Origin of the sequence: Antarctobacter aquimaris, assembly GCF_900184945.1 — a bacterium.
Lineage (GTDB): Bacteria > Pseudomonadota > Alphaproteobacteria > Rhodobacterales > Rhodobacteraceae > Maliponia > Maliponia aquimaris.
The window spans coordinates 234,324-257,472 of record NZ_FXYF01000001.1; the positions used below are offsets into that span (position 1 = coordinate 234,324).

A 23,149-nucleotide genomic window follows, 5' to 3' on the forward strand; every position below is an offset into this window, starting at 1 on the left:
ATGAGTGAAGAAAAGCTTAATCTCGCCGATCTGAAAGCCAAAAGCCCGAAGGACCTTCTGGCCATGGCGGAGGAGCTTGAGATCGAGAACGCCTCGACCATGCGCAAGGGCGAGATGATGTTCCAGATCCTGCGCGAGCGCGCGGACGAAGGCTGGGAGATCTATGGCGACGGTGTGCTGGAAGTGCTGCAGGACGGCTTTGGCTTTCTGCGCTCTCCGGAAGCGAACTACCTGCCGGGTCCGGACGATATCTATGTCTCACCCGAGATGATCCGGAAATACTCGCTGCGCACCGGAGATTCCGTCGATGGAGAAATCCGGGCGCCGGACGGCGAAGAGCGGTATTTCGCGTTGGTGACGGTGTCCCTGATCAACTTCGAGGACCCCGAGAAGGCGCGGCACAAGATCGCCTTTGACAACCTGACGCCGCTCTATCCGGACCAGCGACTGAAGATGGAGATCGAGGACCCGACGATCAAGGATCGCTCGGCGCGGATCATCGACCTGGTGGCGCCGATCGGCAAGGGACAGCGTGCCCTGATCGTTGCGCCGCCTCGGACAGGCAAGACCGTGCTGCTGCAGAACATCGCGAACTCCATCGAAACCAACCACCCGGAATGTTACCTGATCGTCCTGCTGATCGACGAGCGTCCCGAAGAGGTGACGGACATGCAGCGGTCGGTGAAGGGCGAGGTCGTGTCTTCGACTTTCGACGAACCGGCGACGCGGCACGTGGCGGTGTCCGAGATGGTCATCGAAAAGGCTAAGCGCCTGGTAGAGCATAAGCGAGATGTTGTTATCCTTCTCGACTCTATCACAAGACTTGGTAGAGCCTTCAACACCGTGGTGCCATCTTCGGGCAAGGTTCTGACCGGTGGCGTGGATGCGAACGCGCTGCAACGGCCGAAGCGGTTCTTTGGTGCCGCGCGGAACATCGAGGAAGGCGGATCGCTGACGATCATCGCCACGGCGCTGATCGACACAGGGTCGCGCATGGACGAGGTGATCTTTGAAGAGTTCAAGGGCACCGGCAACTCCGAGATCGTGCTGGACCGCAAGGTGGCGGACAAGCGGGTCTTCCCGGCGATGGACATCCTGAAGTCCGGCACGCGGAAGGAAGAGCTTCTTGTTGAGAAAGGTGATCTGCAAAAGACCTTTGTGCTGCGGCGTATCCTGAACCCCATGGGCACGACGGACGCGGTCGAGTTCCTGATCTCGAAGTTGAAACAGACGAAGTCCAACGCCGAGTTCTTTGACTCCATGAACAGCTGACCGGGACATGGACACGATCTTTGCCCTGGCGAGCGCCGCGGGGAAGGCTGGCGTGTCCGTGGTGCGGGTGTCCGGACCGGAGGCCTGGAGCGCTGTCGAGCGGCTGGCGGGGTCCCTGCCCCGTCCGCGCGTGGCGGCTGTCCGGCGGCTGGTGTCGGAAGACGGCGATCACCTGGATGAAGCGCTGGTGCTGGTGTTCGAGGCGGGCGCCAGCTTTACCGGCGAGAAAGTCGCCGAGTTCCAGGTTCATGGCAGTATCGCGGTGGTCCAGGTCTTGCTGCGCTCCCTGCACGCCATGCCCGGTCTGCGTCCTGCCGAGGCGGGGGAGTTCACTCGCCGGGCGATGAACAACGGGCGACTGGACCTGACGCAGGTCGAAGCCCTTGCAGATCTGATCGAAGCGGAGACGGAACAGCAACGTCGCCAAGCCTTGAAACTGTTGTCGGGGGCGCTTGGGCAACGCGTGCTGTCCTGGCGAAAGGATATCGTCCGCGCTGTGTCGTTGCTGGAGGCGACCATCGATTTTGTCGATGAAGAGGTGCCTGTCGATGTGTCGGACGAGGTGGATGGCTTGCTGGACCGGGTGGCGCGGGCCTTGGAGCAGGAGTTGCGCGGCTTGGCTTCGGCCGAACGCGTGCGACTGGGGTTCGAAGTGGCGATCGTCGGGCCGCCGAATGCAGGCAAGTCCACGCTTCTGAACTACCTTGCGGGTCGGGACGCGGCGATTACTTCGGAAATCGCGGGTACGACGCGGGATATCATCGAAGTCCGGATGGAGATCGGCGGCTTGGCCGTCACCTTGCTGGACACAGCCGGGTTGCGGGAGTCCGAGGACAGCATCGAGCGGATCGGCGTCGCCCGGGCGCGCGAACGGGCCGAGGCGGCTGACCTCCGGGTGCATCTTGTGCCTGAGGGAGAAGGTCCGCTTTTGGCCGTCCAGCAAGGGGATATCGTCGTGGGTGCCAAGGCGGATGTTTGCGGGTCCTCCGGGGTATCCGGTCTGACCGGGTCAGGTGTGCCAGAGTTGCTGCGGCAGATCGAGGTCACGCTGTCGTCCAGGGTGCAAGGCGCCGGCCTGGCCAGTCGCGAGCGGCACAGGCTTGCCTTGCGTGACGGGTTGACCCATTTGCAGGAGGCGCGTGTCCTGTTGCAGAGTGGTCCTGACCTTTACGATGTGACGAGTGAAGAAATCAGGATCGCCGCGCGGAGACTGGAACAGCTGGTGGGACATGTTGATGTGGAGCATGTTCTGGATGAGATCTTCGCCAGCTTTTGTGTCGGCAAGTAGGGAGTGTTTCACGTGAAACATGACGGGTTCGATGTCATCGTGGTGGGTGGCGGTCATGCCGGTGCCGAGGCAGCGGCCGCCGCTGCCAGAATGGGCGCGCAGACTGCCCTGGTGACCCTGCGGCGACAGGATCTTGGCGTCATGTCCTGCAATCCGGCCATCGGTGGCCTGGGCAAGGGGCATCTGGTACGTGAGATTGATGCCATGGACGGCATCATGGGGCGCATTGCCGATGCCGCCGGAATCCAGTTTCGCCTTCTGAATCGACGCAAGGGCCCGGCCGTGCAGGGGCCGCGGGCGCAAGCGGACCGCAAGCTCTATGCCGAGGCCATGCAATCCGAAGTTGCCGGAACCGCAGGACTGACGCTGATCGAAGGCGAAGTCGTCGATTTCCTGCTGAGAGACGGGTCTGTTGGCGGCATCGTCCTTACCGATGGTTCCGAAGTCGCGGCGCGTGCGGTCGTTTTGACAAGCGGTACGTTCCTGCGGGGGGTGATCCACATTGGCGACGTGCGACGACCGGGCGGCCGAATGGGGGATCGTCCCTCCGTGCGGCTGGCGGATCGGATCCAGGAGATGGCCTTGCCGCTTGGGCGGCTGAAAACCGGCACGCCTCCCCGTCTCGATGGCCGGACCATCAACTGGGAGGGGCTGGAACGGCAGCCGGGCGACGATGAGCCGGTGTTGTTTTCTTTCCTGTCCCGTGCGCCCAAGGCGCGGCAGATCGCCTGCGGCATCACCCATACAACCGAACGCACGCATGACATCATTCGCGAAAACCTGAGTCGCTCCGCCATGTATGGCGGTCATATCGAAGGCGTTGGCCCGCGCTACTGTCCCTCGATCGAGGACAAGGTGGTGCGCTTTGCCGACAAGACCTCGCACCAGATCTTTCTGGAGCCCGAAGGTCTCGACGTGCCAACCATCTATCCCAACGGGATTTCGACCTCGCTGCCCGAAGACGTGCAGGAGACCTACGTGCGCAGCATTCCCGGTCTCGAGTCTGTGGTAATTACGCAACCCGGATACGCCATCGAATATGACTACGTCGATCCGCGGGCGTTGACGGCGACCCTTTCGGTGCGCGACGTGCCGGGTCTCTACCTGGCAGGCCAGATCAACGGCACCACGGGGTATGAGGAGGCAGCCGCCCAGGGGCTGGTTGCCGGTCTGAACGCGGCAGCGGCGGCGCAGGATCGTGAGCCCGTCAAGTTCTCACGGACCGACAGCTATATCGGCGTGATGCTGGATGACCTGACGACGCGCGGTGTGACGGAGCCTTACAGGATGTTCACCAGCCGAGCGGAATTCCGTCTGTCCTTGCGGGCCGACAATGCTGACCAACGCCTGACGCCCAAGGCGTTGTCCCTGGGAACAGTCTCCGAAGGCCGCAAGGCGCAGTTTGACGCCAAGATGGAGGCGCTGGAACAGGGCCGTGCCCTGTTGACCGCATCCGAGCATAGTCCGACGTCCGTCCGTGCAATCGGGATCGAGGTCAACCAGGACGGCACGCGCCGTACAGCCTTTCAGCTTCTGTCCTTCAAGGACGTGACGGTGGACGCCCTTGTGCCTCTGGATCCCGCCCTTGCCTCCCTGTCACCAGAGATCGCCACACAGCTGGAGCGTGAGGCGTTGTACGCCAATTACATCGAACGTCAGGCGAGAGATGTCGAGATCCTGCGGAAGGACGAGTCCCTTGAAATACCAGGGGATTTCAGCTTTGACATCCTTCCCGGTCTTTCGAATGAGCTTAAGGGCAAGCTGGGGCGCGTGCGTCCTGAAACCATCGCCCAGGCCAGCAGGATTGACGGGATGACGCCGGCCGCTCTGACGCTGATCCTTGCCAAACTGCGCCAGCAGATGCGCAAAGACGCGGTATGATTTCGCCGGAAACCCTGGGAATCGATGTTTCACGTGAAACATGTGCGCGGCTGGAGCAGCACCTTGCCCTGCTGCGCAAGTGGAACCCCAGGATCAACCTCGTCTCGCGGTCCACGCTGGAGGACGCATCGCTCCGGCACCTGCGCGACTCCGCCCAATTGGTGACCTTGGCCCCTGCCCCGCTCAAACACTGGGTGGACCTTGGCAGCGGTGGCGGATTTCCGGGGCTTGTCGTGGCCATCCTTTTGGCCGAACGAGACCCCGCCTGCCGGGTCACCATGATCGAATCGGACACCCGCAAGGCAACCTTTCTGCGCACTGTCCTACGCGAAACGGGTATCGCGGCCCAGGTGCTGGCGCAGCGCATCGAGGAGGCCGCGCCGCAGAACGCCGACGTGGTTTCCGCACGGGCGCTCGCCCCTCTGCCAAAGCTTCTGGCTTTCGCGCAGCGCCATTTACACCCAGACGGCACAGGACTGTTTCCCAAGGGTGAAAGTTGGGGAAAAGAGCTGGATGACGCGCGGATGGAATGGCAATTCTCCTGCACGCCGCATACAAGTACGACAAACGCGACAGCCGTCGTTCTGGAAATCGGAGACCTCGCCCATGTCTGATCCGACACGCCCCCCGGGTCCGAAAATCATCGCCATCGCCAACCAGAAAGGCGGCGTCGGCAAGACGACGACCACCATCAATCTTGGCGCGGCCCTGTGCGAACAAGGTCACAAGGTGCTGGTCATCGACCTTGATCCCCAGGGCAATGCCTCCACCGGCCTCGGGATCGAAACCGAAGATCGCGAATACACCACCTATGATCTTCTGCTTGGCGATGTCACCCTGCAAGAGGTTGTCCTGAAAACCGCGACAGAGGGGCTCTCCCTCATTCCGTCCAACGTCGATCTCAGCTCCGCCGACATCGAACTGTATTCCAACGAAAAGCGTAGCTTTCTGCTGCACGATGCCCTGCGGCAGCCGGACATGGACGGTTTTGGTTTCGACGTCATCCTGATCGATTGCCCGCCCTCGCTGAACCTTCTGACGGTCAACGCGATGGTCGCCGCACATTCCGTCCTGGTGCCGCTGCAAAGCGAATTCTTCGCGCTCGAAGGGTTGTCGCAACTCATGCTGACCATCCGCGAGGTCCGCCAGACCGCGAATCCGAACCTCCGGATCGAAGGCATCGTCCTCACCATGTATGACGCGCGCAACAACCTCTCCCAACATGTAGAGGCCGATGCCCGCGCCAACCTGGGCGATCTGGTGTTCACCACCGTGATTCCCCGCAACGTCCGCGTGTCCGAGGCGCCCTCCTACGCCCTGCCCGTGCTCGCCTATGACAGCGCGTCCAAGGGCGCCCAGGCGTATCGCGCGCTCGCCGAGGAACTGCTCAGGAAGAACGACAAACGCGCCGCCTAAGTGGCCCGATCGGAAAGAGGACAGGCATGTCAGAAAAACCGAGGAAAGACGTTCGTCGCGGCCTTGGCCGTGGACTCTCCGCCCTGATGGCGGATGTCGGACAGGCTGCGGAGCCGGCGCAATCCGAAAGCGCCCGCCGCCCGGACCGGGTGCTGCCGGTCGAATCGCTGGTGCCCAACCCCGATCAGCCGCGCCGCACTTTCACCCAGGCGCAGCTTGATGAACTCGCAGCGTCGATCCGCACCAAGGGCATCATTCAGCCGCTCATCGTGCGCCCCGACCCGCGCAACGAGGGAAAGTATGAGATCGTCGCCGGCGAACGGCGCTGGCGCGCCGCCCAGATGGCGCAACTTCACAGCGTCCCCGTCCTCATCCGGGATTTCGACGATACCGAAGTGCTCGAGGTGGCGATCATCGAGAACATCCAGCGCGCCGACCTGAACGCCATCGAAGAGGCCGCAGGCTACAAGCAGCTGATGTTCAAGTTCGGCCACACGCAGGAAAAACTGGCCGAGGCACTGGGCAAGAGCCGCAGCCACATCGCCAACCTGATGCGCCTGCTGAACCTGCCGGAAACCGTGCAGGAGCTGGTCACCGCGGGCACCCTCAGCGCCGGCCATGCACGCGCGCTGATCACGGCGCCGGATCCGGCTGCCCTCGCCCAGACTGTGGTCTCCCGCGGCCTCTCGGTCCGCGACACCGAAAAGCTGGCCAAGGACACCAGCCCGAAACCCCGCCGCAAACCCGTCGACGGCGGCTTCCAGGCTGACAAGGACGCCGACACCCGCGCCCTCGAAGGGGATCTCAGCGCGGCGCTGGGCATGAAGGTCCGCATCGATCATCCCCCGGGCCAGGACTCCGGCCGCGTGACGATCTCCTACGACACGCTGGAGCAGCTCGATTCGCTCTGCGCGATCCTCGGCACCGCGCGCTGAGCGTCACGGCAGCAGCGCGGCAATCACCGAATTCAGCACAAGCCGTCCGGCGCCCGTCGTCCGCAACACGCCGTCCCGGGACTCGATCAGCCCCAGGGCAGACAGCTCTGCGATCTTTGACTCTGGCGCAATCGCCGGATCCAGGGCATGAAGACGATCAAGATATAGTCCTTCAGACAGCCGCAACCCCATCATGAGGTATTCCGACGCCTGATCTTCTGCCGACAGGATCTCGCGGCTCTCCATCCCGGACCCGGCTTCGGCCTGGGCGATCCACGCGCCCGGCATGCGCCAGGCCACCGTCGCCTCGCGGACCGGCCCCTGGCTGATCCGCCCGTGTGCTCCGGGTCCGACACCCACCCAATCGCCGTAGCGCCAGTACACCAGATTGTGCCGGGACTGCGCCCCCGGACGCGCGTGGTTGGACACCTCGTAGGCGTCATAGCCAGCGGCCGAACAGATCTCCTGCGTCAGCTCGTACATGTCAGCCGCCAGGTCTTCGCCCGGCAGACCGCGCAACCCCCCTGCCCTCGCCCGGTTCCAGAAGGCGGTGCCTTCCTCCACGGTCAGCTGGTACAGCGACAGGTGATCGACAGCCAGTTCCAGTGCCTCTTCCAGCTCCTCGCGCCAGTCCTGCAAGCTCTGGTCCTGCCGCGCATAAATCAGATCGAAACTGACCCGGTCAAAGCAGTCCCGCGCCACCGACAGCGCCTTGCGCGCCTCGTCCACGTCATGCAGCCGCCCCAACCGTCGCAGATCGGCGCCGCGAAGGCTCTGAACGCCCAACGACACGCGGTTGACACCCGCCCGCGCGTATCCGACGAACCGCCCCGCCTCGACCGATCGCGGATTGGCCTCCAGCGTCACCTCGATGTCATTGGCAAAGGTCCAGCTGTCCCGAGCGGCCTCGATCACCGCCGCCACCGTCTCCGGCGCCATCAACGAGGGCGTGCCCCCGCCGAAAAAGATCGATGACAACACCCTGCCCTGCGTCTGCTCACCCGCGCACCGCACCTCCGATGCCAGCGCCCGCGCCCAGCGCGCCTGATCCACCTGGGACACCACGTGGCTGTTGAAATCGCAATATGGGCACTTGGCCTCGCAGAACGGCCAGTGCACGTAGAGGCCAAAGCCCCCGCGTTGCCAGTCTTCGGGTCCCTCAGTCGCCAAAGCACCCGGCCACGAACTTGCGGAACGCGTCCGCGCGATGCGAAATCCGGTTCTTTTCCCAGCGATCCATCTCGCCAAAGGTCACGTGATGCCCCTCGGGCTGAAAGATCGGGTCATAGCCATGCCCCTGCGATCCTCGCATCGGCCAGACCACCCTGCCCTCCATCACGCCGGGAAACACCGCGTCCTCGCCATCCGGCCAGGCCAGCACCAGCGTGCAGCAGAACCGCGCGGTCCAGGGTTCGGCCGCGCGCCGTTCCAGCAGCAATCGGTGCGCCTTTTCCATCGCCATGACGAAATCCCGGCCTTGCCCGGTCTCTGCCCAATCGGCGGTGTAGACGCCCGGCGCCTTGTCCAGCGCGTCGATTTCGATGCCGGAATCATCCGCCAGCGCCGGCAGCCCGGTCGCCCGGGCCGCCGCATGCGCCTTGATCTGCGCATTTTCCACGAAGGTGGTCCCGGTTTCCTCGGGTTCCGGCAGACCCATTTCGGCGGCACCGACGCAACTCACTCCGAACGGCTCCAGCAGGGCCGCGATTTCCTCCAGCTTGCCGCTGTTGTGCGTCGCCACCAGCAGCCGGTCGCCGTCAAAGCGCCGTGTCATGCGACCGCCGCCCTCTGGATGGCCACCAGCTCGTCAACGCCCTGCTCGGCCAGCCCCATCAGCGTGTTCATCTGGTCGCGGGTGAAGGTCGATCCCTCGGCGCTCATCTGCACCTCGATCAGCCGCCCGTCGCCGCGCAGGATGAAGTTGCCGTCCACGCCGGCTTCGGAATCCTCGGGGTAATCCAGGTCCAGCACCGGCTGACCGGCATAGATGCCACAGCTCACCGCCGCCACCTCGGACATCAGCGGATCGCTGATGATGTCGCCGGCCTTCATCAGCTTGTTCACCGCCAGCCGCAGCGCAACCCAGCCGCCGGTGATCGCCGCACAGCGCGTGCCACCATCCGCCTGGATCACGTCGCAGTCCACTGTGATCTGCCGCTCACCCAGCGCGTTGCGGTCAACCCCGGCGCGTAGCGCCCGGCCGATCAGGCGCTGGATCTCCACCGTGCGCCCGCCCTGCTTGCCGGCCTGCGCCTCGCGCCGCATCCGGGTGGAGGTCGACCGCGGCAGCATGCCGTATTCCGCCGTCACCCAGCCTTGCCCGGAACCCTTGATGAACGGCGGCACCCGCTCCTCCAGCGAGGCGGTGCACAGCACATGGGTATCGCCCACCTTGATCAGGCATGACCCCTCGGCGTGTTTCGTCACCCCGGTTTCGATTGAAACGGCGCGCATTTCGCTTAGATTTCGTCCCGACGGTCGCATGGTCCACTCCGATTTTGGTCATGCCCGGGATAGACAGCCGCAGCGCGGTTATGCAAGCCCGATTGACGTTCCGGCCATGCGCTCTTTAATGGCTCCCGAAGGGGCAAGAGATGACAGAGGCAACAGAACTGCTCTCGCAGATGAACGATCGCTCGCGCGAAGTCTTTCGCCGCGTGGTCGAAAGCTATCTGACCAGCGGTGAACCTGTCGGGTCGCGCACCCTGACCCGCAGCCTGTCGGAAAAGGTGTCCGCCGCGACGATCCGCAACGTCATGCAGGACCTGGAGTACCTCGGCCTACTCGACAGCCCGCATGTTTCCGCCGGGCGCATTCCCACCCAGCTGGGCCTGCGGATGTTTGTCGACGGGCTGCTCGAGGTGCGCGACCTTGACGCGCAGGACCGGGAAAAGCTGGACGCGACGCTCGGCAGCAACTCCACCGATGTCTCGGGCCTGCTGGATGCGGTCGGCTCGGCGTTGTCGGGCGTGACGCACGGCGCCTCGCTGGTGCTGACCCCGAAACACGAGGCCCCGCTCAAACATATCGAGTTCGTCAGCCTCGCCCAGGACCGCGCGCTGGTGGTGATCGTCTTTGCAGACGGTCATGTCGAGAACCGCCTGTTCACCCCGCCGCCGGGCCTGACCCCCAGCGCCATGCGCGAGGCGGCGAATTTCACCAATGCGCTGGTCGAAGGCCGCACCCTGTCCGAACTGCGCAAGGCCATGCAGACGGAAATTGTCCGCCGCCGCCAGGAGATCGACGGCATCGCCGCGCAGCTGATCGACGCGGGCATCGCCGTCTGGGACGGCTCCGGCGACAGCGGCGAACGGCTGATCGTGCGCGGCCGGGCGAATCTGCTGGGCGACGATTCCGCCCAGGACGAGCTGGACCGCATCCGCTCCCTTTTCGACGATCTCGAACGCAAGCGGGACATCGCCGAGTTCCTCGAACTGACGGACAAGGGCGAAGGGGTGCGCATTTTTATCGGCTCGGAGAACAAACTTTTCTCACTTTCGGGTTCCTCTCTGGTGGTCTCTCCATATATGAACGCGGACCGAAAGATCATTGGCGCGGTGGGCGTCATCGGCCCCACCCGCCTTAACTACGGTCGGATCGTTCCGATCGTCGACTATACAGCCCAGCTGGTCGGCCGGATGATCGCCGACCGCAGGTAGAGGTGAAGGCATGGCAGACCAGAACAAGGACGATTTTCTTGATGACATCGACGCGGCCGAAGCGGAAGAGCAGGCCGGATTGACCGAGGAGATCGACGACATAGCCCTCGAACTGGAGTCCCTGCGCGCCGAGCGGGACGATTTCAAGGACCGTTTCATGCGCGCCCTCGCGGATGCCGAGAACGCGCGCAAGCGGGCCGAAAAGGACCGCCGCGAAGCGCAGGCCTATGGTGGCACCCGCATCGCGCGGGACCTGTTGCCGGTCTACGACAACCTGAACCGCGCGCTGGCCGCCGCGAATGAAGAAGGCAGCCAGGCCTCTGTCGCGCTGGTCGAAGGCGTGGAACTGACGCTGAAAGAGCTGCTGAAGGTCTTTGAACGCCACGGCATGACCCGGATCATCCCGCAAATCGGCGACCGCTTCGACCCGCAGCAGCACGAGGCGATGTTCGAGGCTCCGGTGCCCGGCACCCGCGCCGGCGACATCATCCAGGTCTCGGCCGAAGGCTTCCTGCTGTACGACCGCCTGCTGCGCCCCGCGCAGGTCGGCGTCAGCTCGATGCCCTCCGCGTAAATCCCGGCTCGGCGCGGTGGGGTGAAACCCCACCCTACCCCTTGTGCACAGCGTCAGCGCCCATGACCCTCTCGTCCTCGGGAGGGTCATGTCGCATTGTGCGGATCACGTCTTGGTTAGCGCCTCCTTGAGGTCGTAGAGCGCCTGCAACGCCTCGCGCGGCGTCAGCTCGTCGGGCAGGATATCGCGCAGTTTCTCCTCGACGGCCGAGGGTTCACGCGAAACCTTCCTGGGTGCCGTGCGGGCGGCGGCCGAAAACAGCGGCAGGTCGTCGATCAGCGCCTTGGGCGAGGTGCGTTCCCGCTCCCCCTGCTCCAGCGCCTCCAGCACGTCGCGGGCGCGCTCGATCACCGCCGGTGGCAAGCCCGCCAGTTGCGCCACCTGCACGCCATAGGACCGGTCCGCCGCGCCCTCGTGCACCTCGTGCAGGAAAATCACCTCGCCGTTCCATTCCTTGACCGCCACGGTCGCGTTGCGCACCCCGTCCAGCTTGCCCGCCAGCGCGGTCAACTCGTGGTAATGGGTGGCAAAGAGACCGCGCACCCGGTTGACCGCCTGGAGATGTTCCAGCGTCGCCCAGGCGATGGACAGCCCGTCGTAGGTGGCGGTGCCGCGCCCGATCTCATCGAGGATCACCAGCGCACGCGCATCGGCCTGGTTCAGGATCGCGGCGGTTTCCACCATCTCGACCATGAAGGTCGACCGCCCGCGCGCGAGGTCGTCACTGGCGCCGACGCGGCTGAAGATCTGGCTCACCAGCCCCACATGCGCCGATTGCGCCGGCACGTAGGCGCCCATCTGCGCCAGCAGCGCAATCAGCGCGTTTTGCCGCAGAAAGGTGGATTTGCCGGCCATGTTGGGGCCGGTCAGCAGGGTGATCGCCGCACCCGTGTCATCGGCACTCAGGTCGCAGTCATTGGCGATGAAGGGCGCGCCGCTGGCCTCCAGCGCGGCCTCGACCACCGGGTGCCGCCCGCCGGTGACGGCAAAGCTGCGGCTTTCGTCCACCTGCGGCAGGCACCAGTCGCGCTGCCGCGCCAGTTCCGCCAGGCCCAGCGTCAGGTCGATTTCGGCCAGCGCCAGCGCGAGGTCCGATAGGGCAGGGGCCGCGGACAGGATCGAGGCGCGCAGCTCTTCAAAGATCCGCCGCTCGATCTCCAGCGCCTCGTTCCCGGCGTTCAGGATGCGGCGTTCCATGTCCGACAGGTCCACCGTGGTGAACCGCACCTGGTTGGCGGTGGTCTGGCGGTGGATGAAGCGATCGGTCAGGGCGAACATCTTGTCGGCGTGCAGGGCAGTTGTCTCGACAAAGTAGCCAAGGACGTTGTTGTGCTTAATTTTCAAAGAGGTGATGCCGGTTTCGCGGGCATAGTCGGCTTGCATCCGGGCAATCACGCCGCGGCCTTCGTCGCGCAGCGTCCGGGCGTCATCCAGCGCCGGATCGTGCCCGGCGGCGACGAATCCACCATCGCTGACGCGCAAAGGCGGCTCGGCGACCAGCGCCGCGTCGAGAAACGACAACAGCTCCTCGTGCCCCTCCAGTGCCACGACAGACCGGCCCAGCAACTCCGGCAGCTCCTTGCCCGTCAGCCGCTCATGGATCGCCCCGGCCTGCGTCAGCGCCGACCGCACGGCAGCGAGGTCACGCGGTCCGCCTCGGTCCAGCCCCAGCCGCGACAGCGCGCGGTCCAGGTCCGGCACCCGCCGCAGCATGTCGCGCAGCGTGTCCGACAGCGCGCCCTCGACCCCCCAGCGCACCGCCTCCAGCCGCTCGCGGATCACCGCCAGATCGCGCGAGGGAGAAGACACGCGCCGTTCCAACAGCCGTGCCCCGGCTGAAGTTACCGTGCGGTCGATCACCGACAGCAGCGATCCCTTGCGCCCGCCTTGCAGGCTTTCGGTCAGTTCCAGGTTGCGCCGGGTGGCCGCGTCGATTTGCAGGATGCGCGAGACCTGCTCTTGTCGCGGCGGACGCAGCAAGGGCAGGCGGCCTTTCTGCGTGATGTCCAGGTAATCGACCAGCGCGCCCATGGCCGACAGTTCCGCCCGCCCGAAGTCGCCGAATCCGCTCAGCCCCTGCACCCCGAAAAGCGTCGAAAGCCGCCCCTCGGCCGCGCCGGAATCAAACGAGGCTGCGCCCAGCACGGTCGCCTCCAGCCCTAGGTCGCCCAGCACCTCGCGCAGGCTGTCCTCCACGCCTTCGGTCGTCAGCACCTCGGACGGGGCGAGCCGGGCCAGTTCCGCGCCGATCCGCGCGCGGGTCAATGGCATCACGTGAAACGCGCCCGTCGAGATATCCGCCCAGGCCAGCGCCCAGTCGTCCCGCACCCGGCCAAGGGCGGCCAGGAAGTTGTGCCGCCGCGCCTCCAGCAGCGATTCCTCGGTCAGCGTGCCGGGGGTGACAAGGCGCACCACGTCGCGTTTGACCACCGACTTCGATCCACGTTTCTTGGCTTCTTCCGGGCTTTCCAGCTGTTCGCCCACCGCCACGCGAAACCCCTTGCGGATCAGCGTCAGCAGGTAGCCCTCGGCGGCATGTACCGGGACGCCGCACATCGGGATATCGTCGCCCGCGTGCTTGCCACGCTTGGTCAGGGCGATGTCCAGCGCCGCGCTGGCAGCCACCGCGTCGTCAAAGAACAGTTCGTAGAAATCGCCCATGCGGTAGAACAGCAGCGCGTCGGGGTACTGCGCCTTGATTTCCAGGTACTGCGCCATCATCGGCGTCACGGCGGTATCCAACGATGCCTTCTTTCCGCTTGTGTTAGCGTTCACGAACCTTCCCCCCGGCGGTTTCGCGTGACATTAAGGCGGGCAAACCGCGGGGAAAACCGCAAAACGCCGGATGGAGGGGTCATGTCCAAACGCAGATTCACCCGCGAAGAGGCCCTGGCCTTTCACCTGGAGCCGACGCCGGGCAAGTGGGAGGTGACGGCTACCGTCCCCATGACCACCCAGCGGGACCTGTCGCTGGCCTATTCGCCCGGTGTCGCCGTCCCCTGCGAGGAGATCGCCGCCAACCCCGAATGCGCCTACGATTACACCAACAAGGGCAACCTCGTCGCCGTGATCTCGAACGGCACCGCCGTGCTGGGCCTTGGCAACCTCGGCGCGCTGGGGTCCAAGCCGGTGATGGAGGGCAAGTCGGTGCTGTTCAAGCGTTTCGCTGACGTGAACTCCATCGACATCGAGCTGGATACCGAGGACCCGGACGAGTTCTGCAAGGCGGTGCGGCTGATGGGGCCGACTTTCGGCGGCATCAACCTCGAGGATATCAAGGCGCCCGAATGCTTCATCATCGAGCAGCGGCTCAAGGAAGAGATGGATATCCCCGTCTTCCACGATGACCAGCACGGCACCGCGGTGATCTGCGCGGCGGGGCTGATCAACGCGCTGCACCTGTCCGGCAAGAAGATCGAGGATGTGAGGATCGTCCTGAACGGGGCAGGGGCGGCGGGCATCGCCTGTCTCGAACTGCTGAAACGCATGGGCGCGCGGCATGAAAACTGCATCATGTGCGACACCAAGGGCGTGATCTACCAGGGCCGCACCAAGGGCATGAACCAGTGGAAATCGGCCCACGCGGTCAGCACCGAAATGCGCACGCTGGAGGAGGCGATGAAGGGCGCGGACGTCTTCCTGGGCGTCTCGGCCAAGGGCGCGGTCACGCAGGACATGGTGGCCAGCATGGCCGACAACCCGGTGATCTTTGCCATGGCCAACCCCGACCCCGAGATCACGCCCGAAGAGGCGCATGAAGTGCGGGTGGATGCCATCGTCGCCACCGGGCGCAGCGACTATCCCAACCAGGTCAACAACGTCCTGGGCTTTCCCTACCTCTTCCGCGGCGCGCTGGACATCCACGCCCGCGCCATCAACGACGAGATGAAGATCGCCTGCGCCGAGGCGCTGGCGGCGCTGGCGCGCGAGGACGTGCCGGACGAGGTGGCGCTGGCCTATGGGAAGTCGCTGACCTTTGGCCGCGATTACATCATTCCCACGCCATTCGATCCCCGGCTGATCCACCGCATTCCCCCGGCCGTTGCGCGGGCGGGCATGGACACCGGCGCGGCGCGGCGGCCGATCATCGACATGGAGGCCTACGAACACCGGCTCAAGGGGCGAATGGACCCCACCGCCTCGATCCTGCGGTCGATCAACGCGCGGGCGCGGGCGGCGCAGGCGCGGATGATCTTTGCCGAGGGGGACGATCCCCGCGTGCTGCGCGCGGCGGTGATGTACCAGCGGTCCGGCCTGGGCAAGGCGCTGGTCGTCGGCCGCGACGGCGACGTCAAGGACAAGCTGGAGGCCGCGGGCCTTGCCGATGCGGTGCGCGAACTGGAGGTGGTGAACGCCGCCAACACCCGCCACTTGAACACCTACAAGCAATTCCTCTACGACCGTCTTCAGCGCAAGGGGATGGACCGGCAGGACATTCACCGCCTCGCGGCGCGTGACCGGCACGTCTTTGCCGCGCTGATGCTGGCGCATGGCCATGGCGACGGGCTGGTCACCGGCGCGACGCGCAAGTCGGCGCATGTGCTGGAGCTGATCAACCACGTCTTTGACGCCGATGCGGCGCATGGCGCGGCGGGGGTCACGGCGCTGCTGCACAAGGGGCGGATCGTCATGATCGCCGACACGCTGGTGCACGAATGGCCGGACGAGGAAGACCTGGCCACCATCGCCGAACGCGCGGCCGGCGTGGCGCGGCACCTCGGGCTGGAGCCGCGCGTGGCCTTTGTGTCGTTCTCGACCTTCGGCTACCCGGTGTCGGAACGCGCGGCCAAGATGCACGAGGCGCCCAAGGTTCTGGACAGGCGCGGCGTGGATTTCGAATATGAAGGCGAGATGACCGTCGACGTGGCGCTGAACCCCAAGGCGCAGGAGCATTACCCGTTCCAGCGCCTGACCGGCCCGGCCAACATCCTGGTCGTTCCCGCGCGGCACTCGGCTTCGATCTCGGTCAAGCTGATACAGGAGATGGCCGGCGCCACGGTGATCGGGCCGATCCTGGCGGGTGTCGACAAGTCGATCCAGATCTGTTCGACCGCGATGACCGCCAATGACATCCTCAACATGTCCGTGCTGGCCGCCAGCAACATCGATTGACGAAGGGTCAAGGCGGCACGCGCAAGGACGCAACTGGAAAGAGAAGTAGCGGCATGGCGATCTTCAACCTTGGCTCGATCAACGCCGACCTGTTCTACCGGGTGCCGCATCTGCCCGCGCCGGGTGAGACGCTGGCCGCCACCAGCTTTGCCCGCGGGCTGGGCGGCAAGGGGGCGAACATGTCCGTCGCCGCGGCGCGGGCGGCGGCGCGCTGCGTGCATATCGGTGCGGTCGGGCAGGATGGCGCCTGGGCGGTGCAGCGGCTGATGGAATACGGTGTGTATACACAACACATCGTCACATCGGACACCGATACCGGCAATGCGCTGATCGCCATCGACGACGCGGGCGAGAACAACATTATCCTCTATCCCGGCGCCAACCGGGACATCCCGCTGGAGCATGTTCGTACAGCGTTGGACGACGCGGGTGCAGCTGACATCTTTCTCACCCAGAACGAAACCAATCTGCAACGCGAGGCGGCCGAGATCGCCTCGGCCAAGGGGATGCGGGTGGCCTATGCCGCCGCGCCCTTTGACGCGCAGGCGGTGCAGGACGTGCTGCCGCTGCTGGACCTGCTGTTCCTGAACGAGGTCGAGGCGCGCCAGTTGCAGGAGGCGACCGGCCTGCCGCCCGAGGCACTGCCGGTGCGCGACGTCATCGTGACCCTGGGGGCCGAGGGCGCGCGCTGGCACAACACCGACACCGGCGAAGTGCGCGCGTTCCCGGCGGTCAAGGTCACGCCGGTGGACACCACCGGGGCAGGGGACACCTTTACCGGCTACGTGCTGGCCGGGCTGGACCGGGGGCTGCCCATGTCGCAGGCCATCGGTCAGGCGATGATCGCCGCCGCCATCATGGTCACGCGGCAGGGCACCGCGGATGTGATCCCGGACCTGCGCGACGTGCAGGATTTCCCGGCACAAGGCTAAAGCACGAAGTCCGCCTCGGTCAGCCCGATGACAGCGGCCACGCGGATCTCGGCATCCACGCTGCCGTTGCCGTCCGCGTCCATCTGCACGATGGTTGATCCGGTCGGCGTCTCGAACAGTCGCAGCTCCGGGTTGCCGGAGGGCGCGAACCCCGCCGTGCCGCGGAATTCGAACACGCCCGGATGCAGGCCGGCGACGATGATCAGGTCCGACCCCTGTTCAAAATCGAGGATCTGGTCCCGCGTCGCGCCCAGGCCTGCATCGGCGACACTGCGAAAGACAAAGTTGTCCGCGCCCTGACCGCCGGTCAGCAGGTCCAGCCCCTCGCCTCCGGCCAGGTCATCCTCGCCCGCGCGACCGCGCAGGATGTCGTTGCTGGTCCCGCCCTCGAGGACGTCATCGCCGCTGCCGCCGTCCATGATGTCGTTGCCGGGTCCGCCGTCCAGCAAATCGTCCCCTTCCTGACCGACAAGGAGATCGTTGCCAAAGCCGCCCCGCAGGGTGTCCGATCCGGCGTTGCCGTTCATCGTGTCTGCGTTGTTTCCGCCGTCGAGCGAGTCGTTGCCTTCGCCACCCAGCAGCGTGTCGAAACCCGCATCGCCCAGCAGCGTGTCGTCGTCCCCGTGGCCGACCAGAAGATCGTTGTTTCCGCCGCCATCGAAATGGTCCTTGCCGGCCGCGCCGATCAGGGTGTCGTTGCCGACATCGCCATCGACACCCAGCGTGACAAAGCCGCTGCCCATGCCGCGATAGAGGTCTGCACCGGCGTTGAGGTCGACGCTGCCTATGATCGAGCCCGAGTTGGTGACGGTATCACCCGAGTCGCCCGTGCGCAGAACGAGGCCGCCAGCATCGCCGAGCGCATCGACGATCTCTCCCGAGTTGGAAATCCGCGCGCTGGACCCGGAATCCGCATCGATTAGCGTCGTGATGATGCTGCCCGTGTTGATCAAGGTGGCAAGGCCCGTCGCGCTCATCCCCAGTTCGCCGCCCTTCATGTAGCCGCTGTTGACCACCTCGATGTTGCCCAGGTTCGCGTTGTCCAGCAGGATATGGGCATCGTTGATGGACACCAGGCTGCCAGAATTCGTCACCGACAGGTCATAGGCCGCCGAGGCTGCCGTGGTGATCGGCAGCAACGCGGTGATGGACCCGTAATTCACGATCCTGTGGCTTGCGAAGGCATCCGAGCTGTTGATCCTGATGCCATTGAAAATGCTGTTGATGACACCGAAGTTCACGATCCGGCTGTATGCGGAAAACACCTCGACGCCATCACTTCCCGCCAGAACGGTGCCCAGGTTGTGGAATGTCGTCACAAATGTTCCGGGCGACAGAAGGTGCACGCCGTCGGACCCAGCCCGGATGCTGCTGTCGGGCATCAGAAAGGTATGGTCGCCGTTTGAAATGGTGACAGTCGCCGCGCTGCCGAACAGGTAATTGATGGCCATGATCTTGCCCCCGAGAAATGGATTTGCCGGAGCAGGCCTGCCGCCTTGCTCCGACCCGGAGGGTATCAAGAAAAGCCGGATTCAAGAAATGCCAGTGGCAAGACCAAAAGGGTCCGGCCAGCGCTGGGGGTCTTTGGCCTGATCGCGGAACGCGGCCGACGTCAGTTCACGAAAGGGTCTGCACCGCCGCAAGGCTGGTTCACCTGTGTTCCGGCCGCGGTCCCTGCCATGGCGCGCGTCGGCGATGCCTTGTCCGACGGCGCAAAGGCGTATTACCCGCGCGGCGACGGCGATCGCCGCGCAGACGGCGCCGCGATTACAGCACGAAATCGTCCGCCGTCAGCCCGATGACAGCGGCCGCGCGGATCTCGGCATCCACGCTGCCGTTGCCGTCCACGTCCATCTGCACGATGGTTGATCCGTTCGGCGTCTCGAACAGCCGCAGCTCCGGGTTGCCGGAGGGTGCGAACCCCGCCGTGCCGCGGAACTCGAAGACGCCCGGGTGCAGGCCGGCGACGATGATCAGGTCCGACCCCTGTTCAAAGTCGAGGATCTGGTCCCGCGTAGCGCCAAGGCCTGCCTCAGCGGCACTGCGAAAGACAAAGTTGTCCGCGCCCTGACCGCCGGTCAGCAGGTCCATCCCCTCGCCGCCGGCAAGGTCGTCCTCGCCGGCGCGACCGCGCAGGATGTCGTTGCCGCTGCCGCCTTCGAGCCGATCGTCGCCGTTGCCGCCATCCATCGTGTCGTTGTCGGCGCCGCCGTCGAGAAAGTCGCTGCCGTCCTGGCCGACCAGGACGTCGTTGCCGGCCTCGCCAAGCAGGGTGTCGTCGCCGGCATTGCCGTTCAACGTGTCGTTTTCGGTTCCGCCCGACATCGAGTCATTGCCGGCGCCGCCGAGGATGAAATCCGAACCGGAGTCGCCGCTCAGGTTGTCATCGCCGCCTCGCCCGAAAAGAGTATCGTTGTCGGCACCGCCCACCAGGACATCCGCCGATTCGCCGCCGGCCAGCGTGTCGTTGCCGGCTTCGCCAAAAACGGCGCCATTGACCACACCGCCTGTGCCATCAAATGAGTCGGTGCCCGCGCCCATTTCGACATTGCCCACGATCAGGCCGGCGTTGCGGATGAGATCGTTCCCACCTTCGATTTCGACCGCTATTCTGAAACTCCCGGTCCCGATGCTTTCCAGAATGCCGGTATTCAGAATACGCACCGACGTGGAGCGGCTGGTCTGGATCGCCTGGGACCAGCCAGTGATTGTCCCGCTGTTCGCGATCTGAAGCCCACCGGCATCCCCAATGTTGTAGTTTATGCCGTCGTCGCCGGTGCCAACGATGTGGCCGGAGTTGATCAGAATATGATTGCCCATGGACAAGGTGTCAGCGTGGACATTGATCGTATGGCCTGCGGATGCAATAAAACCCGCGTTGGTGATCCGGGAAGTCCCTGTTCCCGTATTGATGTCCAACGCGGTCGTATCATTGGCAGTGATTTCGCCGGTGTTGTGCAGACGAAATTCGGCTCCACTGTCGGAACTGGCAAAATCGATGGCATTGGAGTTGGTCGAGTGGATCACTCCATGATTGACCAGCCGTGCGGCAAAGCTGAGGTCCAGGTCGATCGTGCCGCCGGTGGGGTTTTCGGCATCGATCACGCCATCCTCGCCATTGAGCAGTTCGAAGACATCGCCGTCAGCGTCGATGGCCGAGAAACCACCGTTGTAGGTGTAGATCAGGCCATGATTGAACACCCAGTTTGTGCCCGGTGTGGCTGTGATTGCATCACTGCCGTCAACGTAAAGGACGCCGTCACGACTAAGTAAGCCGCTTTCGCCTCCGTTCAAAACTCTTCCTAAGGTTGAAAACCCAGCAATTCCAAAATCAGCCATGACTGTTTCCCCTGTCAGGATGCGCAGTTCTCACGCGACCCGTGGGTTGCCGCGGGTTTGCGCGACTAACATATTGTTTTAAAGATATTTCCGCAGGTCTGCCCGGGCCCGCAGATTCGCTTAAGAAAACGGTAACGACGCCGACAAAACGGCGCAACTTGTTACATTCCCCCCGACAGAAGCAAAAACAGCCCTTCCGACCCGGCGGCGGCGCGTTGCCACCGGCAAAACGAAACGGCAGGTCATGGGATGGTAACGCTTTGACCGGAGTTGGACGTCAATTCACGAAGGGCGCCGCATTGCCCCAGAGCTGCTTGACCCGCGCGTCGCGGCCACAGCCCTTGCGGTAGCGCTTGTAGGCGTCGCTCTGCGTGATGATGCCAAAGCGCGTCACCACCCGGCTGTCGCCCTTGTAGTAGTCTTGGTGGTAATCCTCGGCCAGGTAAAACGGTTTCGCCGGCAGGATCGGCGTGACGATCTTCTGGCCCAGCGCCTTTTCCGCGGCGGCCTTGGCGGCCTCGGCGGCGGCCTTCTGCCCGGCGTCGGTGTAGAAGATGGCGGTGCGATAGCTGTCGCCCCGGTCGCAGAACTGCCCGCCCGCGTCCAGCGGATCGACCGAGCGGAAGAACAGGTCATACAGCTGGCGCGGCGACACACGCCCGCCGTCAAAGGTGATCTTGACCGCCTCGTAATGGCCGGTGCCGCCGCGCGTGACCTGCTTGTAGGTCGGGTTGGCGGTCTTGCCGCCGGTATAGCCCGACACCGCCCCGCGCACGCCGGGGACCTTTTCGAAATCCGCCTCGACGCACCAGAAGCAGCCGCCGGCAACGATGATGTCATCTGCGGCGGCGCGCATGGCGGTCAGCGGCAGGGCCAGCAGGGCAGCAAGGGCAATCAGGTGAAGGCGGGCGAGGCGGGACATGGGGGATCTCCTTTGCCCGTCAGGCTGCCCGGTAAGCGGAGTTCTGGCAATCGTCCGCGACGGGGGTTCACCTGAAGGTGAGCGCCGCCTGAACACAAAGAGTCCTCGGCAGTGAAACTTTTCCCGAACCGCATCGTGAATGGGATCACAAGCGCGGGCCATTGGGGCCCCGCACGATCACCTGACTGGGAGACTACTCATGAAAACCGGTATCCTGACCATCGCCCTGATTGCCGCCGCCGCCACCGCACAGGCGGGTGGCCACGCCATGGCGCCGATGGTCGAAGCGACCGACCAAAGCGTTGCCGACGGCACCGTGACCGCGTCCAAGATCATCGCGCCCGCCAATGGCTGGATGGTCGTGCATCGCACCGGCGCCGAGATGAAGCCCGGCCCCGTGGTCGGTTATGCGCCCCTGCGCATGGGAGAGAACATGGATGTCGTCGCCATCCTGACCGAAGCGGTCGCCCCCGGGGACATGCTGATGCTGATGGTCCACGGCGAAGACGGAGGTATGGCGGCGGGCACATTCGAATACACGCTGGGCGCCAAGGAGGACGGCCCTGTGCGGCTGGACGACGCCCTTGTGATGGCCACCATCACCGCGCAGTGACGCGACCGCCCGGGCCAAGGCCGATCCCCAAGGTCCGGGCGAAAGCGGGCGGTCCTGCGGGTGCGCCAACCCCGCTCCGCAGGGCGGCCACCTGTTGTTAACGAGTGGACTTGTTGGTCCCGCTGCCCAGGGCGCCCTGCGTCACCGGGCAGCGGGTGCCGCCGTACATTTGGCCCAGCACTTCGGCAAAGACCGGCGGCGCGTCGGGCACCGCTTCGAACAGGGTCATGCAGGACCGCACCTTGAGCGCATCGACGGGGCCGAGGATATCCTCGGGGTCGGTGCCCGCGTGGTCCAGCAGCAGGCCGGCGGTTTGCTCCAGGCGCGGGCCCAGAACGGGATGCGCCAGGTAGTCCGCCGCTTCGTCGACGCCGCCCAGGCCAAAGTGCCGCGCGCGGGGGGACCGGCCCAGGGCCTCCAACTGCGGAAAGACCCACCAGATCCAGTTCGTGACCTTCCGGCCCGTGCGCAACTCGCGCAGGACGTCGTCCCAGACCGGGGCCTGGGACGTCACGAATTCTTCGAACAGATTCATCTAAAAGTACCAATAATTTGCTTTGTGACGATTCACCTTGAAGATAGCTTGTCCGCAACATGGAACCAACAGAACATGAATTCCAACTCTTCAAGTTACTGAACGGAGGTAGTCTCCGCTCGAAACATCTTCACGTTGCAAACATTCCTTTGTCCGTCGCGGACTTTCTTGGATGGACCGCTCGAAAAGTGTTTATTTCGAGCGCAGACGCTCAAAAGATCCGGCACCACCCGATGCATGGTATGAACGCAGAGAAGGGTTTGGCTTTGCCGTTGGTTATCAAATTTGGGGACTACTACCAATCAAGAAAACGTGGTTCAGATCTTCAAATTGAGATCGTTCTCCACGAACCTGAACCGAAACGTGCATATTTCCTCGTCTTGGCGAGGAACATTGAAGATACCGGTCTGTTTATAAGAACATTCTACTACAACTCGAAATTGTCGAGATCAAAAATGAAAGGAGCGCGCTCATTGCTGGCGCAAAGCCCGCATAGATACTTCAAGGAGTAGCGAGGGGGGGACCCACACCTCCCCCTTACGATCAGCCTTGCGGCTATCTGCGGACGTGGGCTTTACCGCATTCCTCGCACCTCGAATATAGTACCATTGGTACTATTTATCAAGCTTAAGTTGTTGGAATCGTGTGGAGATTCATGGCGCCAGAAAACG

Annotated in this window: 20 protein-coding genes; 12 read left to right on the forward strand and 8 right to left on the reverse strand. The window is 64.4% G+C overall.

Annotated features, from left to right (window positions below; all coding sequences use genetic code 11):
• The 6 genes from rho to MAA8898_RS01100 are packed head-to-tail and all read left to right on the forward strand — an operon-like array spanning position 1 to position 6,792.
• Positions 1-1,272, forward strand: coding sequence for a transcription termination factor Rho (gene rho, locus MAA8898_RS01075; protein ID WP_094019118.1), 1,272 nt, complete (start codon positions 1-3; stop codon positions 1,270-1,272).
• A gap of 7 nt (positions 1,273-1,279) precedes the next feature.
• Positions 1,280-2,560: a tRNA uridine-5-carboxymethylaminomethyl(34) synthesis GTPase MnmE gene (gene mnmE, locus MAA8898_RS01080; RefSeq protein ID WP_094019119.1), complete on the forward strand. Its 1,281-nt coding sequence runs from the start codon at positions 1,280-1,282 to the stop codon at positions 2,558-2,560.
• A gap of 12 nt (positions 2,561-2,572) precedes the next feature.
• Entirely contained in the window at positions 2,573-4,441 is a 1,869-nt protein-coding gene (gene mnmG, locus MAA8898_RS01085) for a tRNA uridine-5-carboxymethylaminomethyl(34) synthesis enzyme MnmG (protein WP_094019447.1), read from the forward strand.
• Complete coding sequence (gene rsmG / locus MAA8898_RS01090) at positions 4,438-5,055, forward strand: 16S rRNA (guanine(527)-N(7))-methyltransferase RsmG (RefSeq protein WP_094019120.1); 618 nt, start codon at positions 4,438-4,440, stop codon at positions 5,053-5,055. The genes mnmG and rsmG overlap by 4 nt, the downstream gene beginning before the upstream one ends.
• The gene (locus MAA8898_RS01095; RefSeq protein WP_094019121.1) at positions 5,048-5,857 is read left to right on the forward strand and encodes a ParA family protein; all 810 of its coding nucleotides are present in this window, start codon (positions 5,048-5,050) and stop codon (positions 5,855-5,857) included. The genes rsmG and MAA8898_RS01095 overlap by 8 nt, the downstream gene beginning before the upstream one ends.
• 26 nt (positions 5,858-5,883) lie before the next feature.
• Complete coding sequence (locus tag MAA8898_RS01100) at positions 5,884-6,792, forward strand: ParB/RepB/Spo0J family partition protein (protein ID WP_094019122.1); 909 nt, start codon at positions 5,884-5,886, stop codon at positions 6,790-6,792.
• A 3-nt stretch (positions 6,793-6,795) separates the two neighbouring features.
• On the opposite strand, the gene hemW is transcribed toward MAA8898_RS01100, so the two are convergent.
• The 3 genes from hemW to rph are packed head-to-tail and all read right to left on the reverse strand — an operon-like array spanning position 6,796 to position 9,276.
• On the reverse strand, positions 6,796-7,962 hold the full coding sequence (gene hemW / locus MAA8898_RS01105; RefSeq protein WP_094019123.1) for a radical SAM family heme chaperone HemW: 1,167 nt from the start codon (positions 7,960-7,962) through the stop codon (positions 6,796-6,798).
• Positions 7,952-8,566 carry an RdgB/HAM1 family non-canonical purine NTP pyrophosphatase gene (gene rdgB / locus MAA8898_RS01110; RefSeq protein WP_094019124.1) on the reverse strand — a complete coding sequence of 205 codons (615 nt, stop codon included), beginning with the start codon at positions 8,564-8,566 and terminating at the stop codon, positions 7,952-7,954. Before rdgB ends, hemW begins: the two co-directional genes overlap by 11 nt.
• Positions 8,563-9,276 (reverse strand): ribonuclease PH, encoded by a 714-nt coding sequence (rph, locus tag MAA8898_RS01115; RefSeq protein ID WP_094019125.1) that lies wholly within the window; start codon positions 9,274-9,276, stop codon positions 8,563-8,565. Before rph ends, rdgB begins: the two co-directional genes overlap by 4 nt.
• Positions 9,277-9,386: 110 nt before the next feature.
• On the opposite strand from rph, the gene hrcA reads away from it, so the two are divergent.
• Both hrcA and MAA8898_RS01125 read left to right on the forward strand, forming a co-directional pair.
• Entirely contained in the window at positions 9,387-10,451 is a 1,065-nt protein-coding gene (gene hrcA, locus MAA8898_RS01120) for a heat-inducible transcriptional repressor HrcA (RefSeq protein WP_094019126.1), read from the forward strand.
• A 10-nt stretch (positions 10,452-10,461) separates the two neighbouring features.
• Positions 10,462-11,025, forward strand: a complete 564-nt coding sequence (locus MAA8898_RS01125; RefSeq protein ID WP_094019127.1) for a nucleotide exchange factor GrpE — start codon at positions 10,462-10,464, stop codon at positions 11,023-11,025.
• A 105-nt stretch (positions 11,026-11,130) separates the two neighbouring features.
• Here MAA8898_RS01125 and mutS read toward each other — a convergent pair whose 3' ends face one another.
• Positions 11,131-13,746 (reverse strand): DNA mismatch repair protein MutS, encoded by a 2,616-nt coding sequence (mutS, locus tag MAA8898_RS01130; RefSeq protein ID WP_094019448.1) that lies wholly within the window; start codon positions 13,744-13,746, stop codon positions 11,131-11,133.
• Between the two features lie 135 nt (positions 13,747-13,881).
• Between mutS and MAA8898_RS01135 the strand changes: the two genes are divergently transcribed.
• Both MAA8898_RS01135 and MAA8898_RS01140 read left to right on the forward strand, forming a co-directional pair.
• A complete protein-coding gene (locus MAA8898_RS01135) occupies positions 13,882-16,137 on the forward strand; it encodes an NADP-dependent malic enzyme (RefSeq protein ID WP_094019128.1) in 2,256 nt (751 codons plus the stop codon).
• Between the two features lie 53 nt (positions 16,138-16,190).
• Positions 16,191-17,069 carry a ribokinase gene (locus MAA8898_RS01140; RefSeq protein WP_094019129.1) on the forward strand — a complete coding sequence of 293 codons (879 nt, stop codon included), beginning with the start codon at positions 16,191-16,193 and terminating at the stop codon, positions 17,067-17,069.
• Here MAA8898_RS01140 and MAA8898_RS01145 read toward each other — a convergent pair.
• The 3 genes from MAA8898_RS01145 to msrA form a co-directional block, all read right to left on the reverse strand.
• The gene (locus MAA8898_RS01145; protein WP_094019130.1) at positions 17,066-18,520 is read right to left on the reverse strand and encodes a calcium-binding protein; all 1,455 of its coding nucleotides are present in this window, start codon (positions 18,518-18,520) and stop codon (positions 17,066-17,068) included. The two genes, MAA8898_RS01140 and MAA8898_RS01145, sit on opposite strands and share 4 nt — an antisense overlap.
• A gap of 316 nt (positions 18,521-18,836) precedes the next feature.
• Positions 18,837-20,408, reverse strand: a complete 1,572-nt coding sequence (locus MAA8898_RS01150) for a calcium-binding protein (protein WP_141194760.1) — start codon at positions 20,406-20,408, stop codon at positions 18,837-18,839.
• Positions 20,409-20,685: 277 nt separating this feature from the next.
• The gene (gene msrA, locus MAA8898_RS01155) at positions 20,686-21,330 is read right to left on the reverse strand and encodes a peptide-methionine (S)-S-oxide reductase MsrA (RefSeq protein ID WP_094019132.1); all 645 of its coding nucleotides are present in this window, start codon (positions 21,328-21,330) and stop codon (positions 20,686-20,688) included.
• Positions 21,331-21,529: 199 nt separating this feature from the next.
• Between msrA and MAA8898_RS01160 the strand changes: the two genes are divergently transcribed.
• Positions 21,530-21,943 (forward strand): DUF7282 domain-containing protein, encoded by a 414-nt coding sequence (locus MAA8898_RS01160; RefSeq protein WP_094019133.1) that lies wholly within the window; start codon positions 21,530-21,532, stop codon positions 21,941-21,943.
• Between the two features lie 97 nt (positions 21,944-22,040).
• On the opposite strand, the gene MAA8898_RS01165 is transcribed toward MAA8898_RS01160, so the two are convergent.
• Complete coding sequence (locus MAA8898_RS01165; RefSeq protein WP_094019134.1) at positions 22,041-22,478, reverse strand: DUF1810 domain-containing protein; 438 nt, start codon at positions 22,476-22,478, stop codon at positions 22,041-22,043.
• Positions 22,479-22,537: 59 nt separating this feature from the next.
• Between MAA8898_RS01165 and MAA8898_RS25645 the strand changes: the two genes are divergently transcribed.
• On the forward strand, positions 22,538-22,990 hold the full coding sequence (locus MAA8898_RS25645) for a hypothetical protein (protein ID WP_141194761.1): 453 nt from the start codon (positions 22,538-22,540) through the stop codon (positions 22,988-22,990).
• The last annotated feature ends 159 nt before the right edge of the window (positions 22,991-23,149 follow it).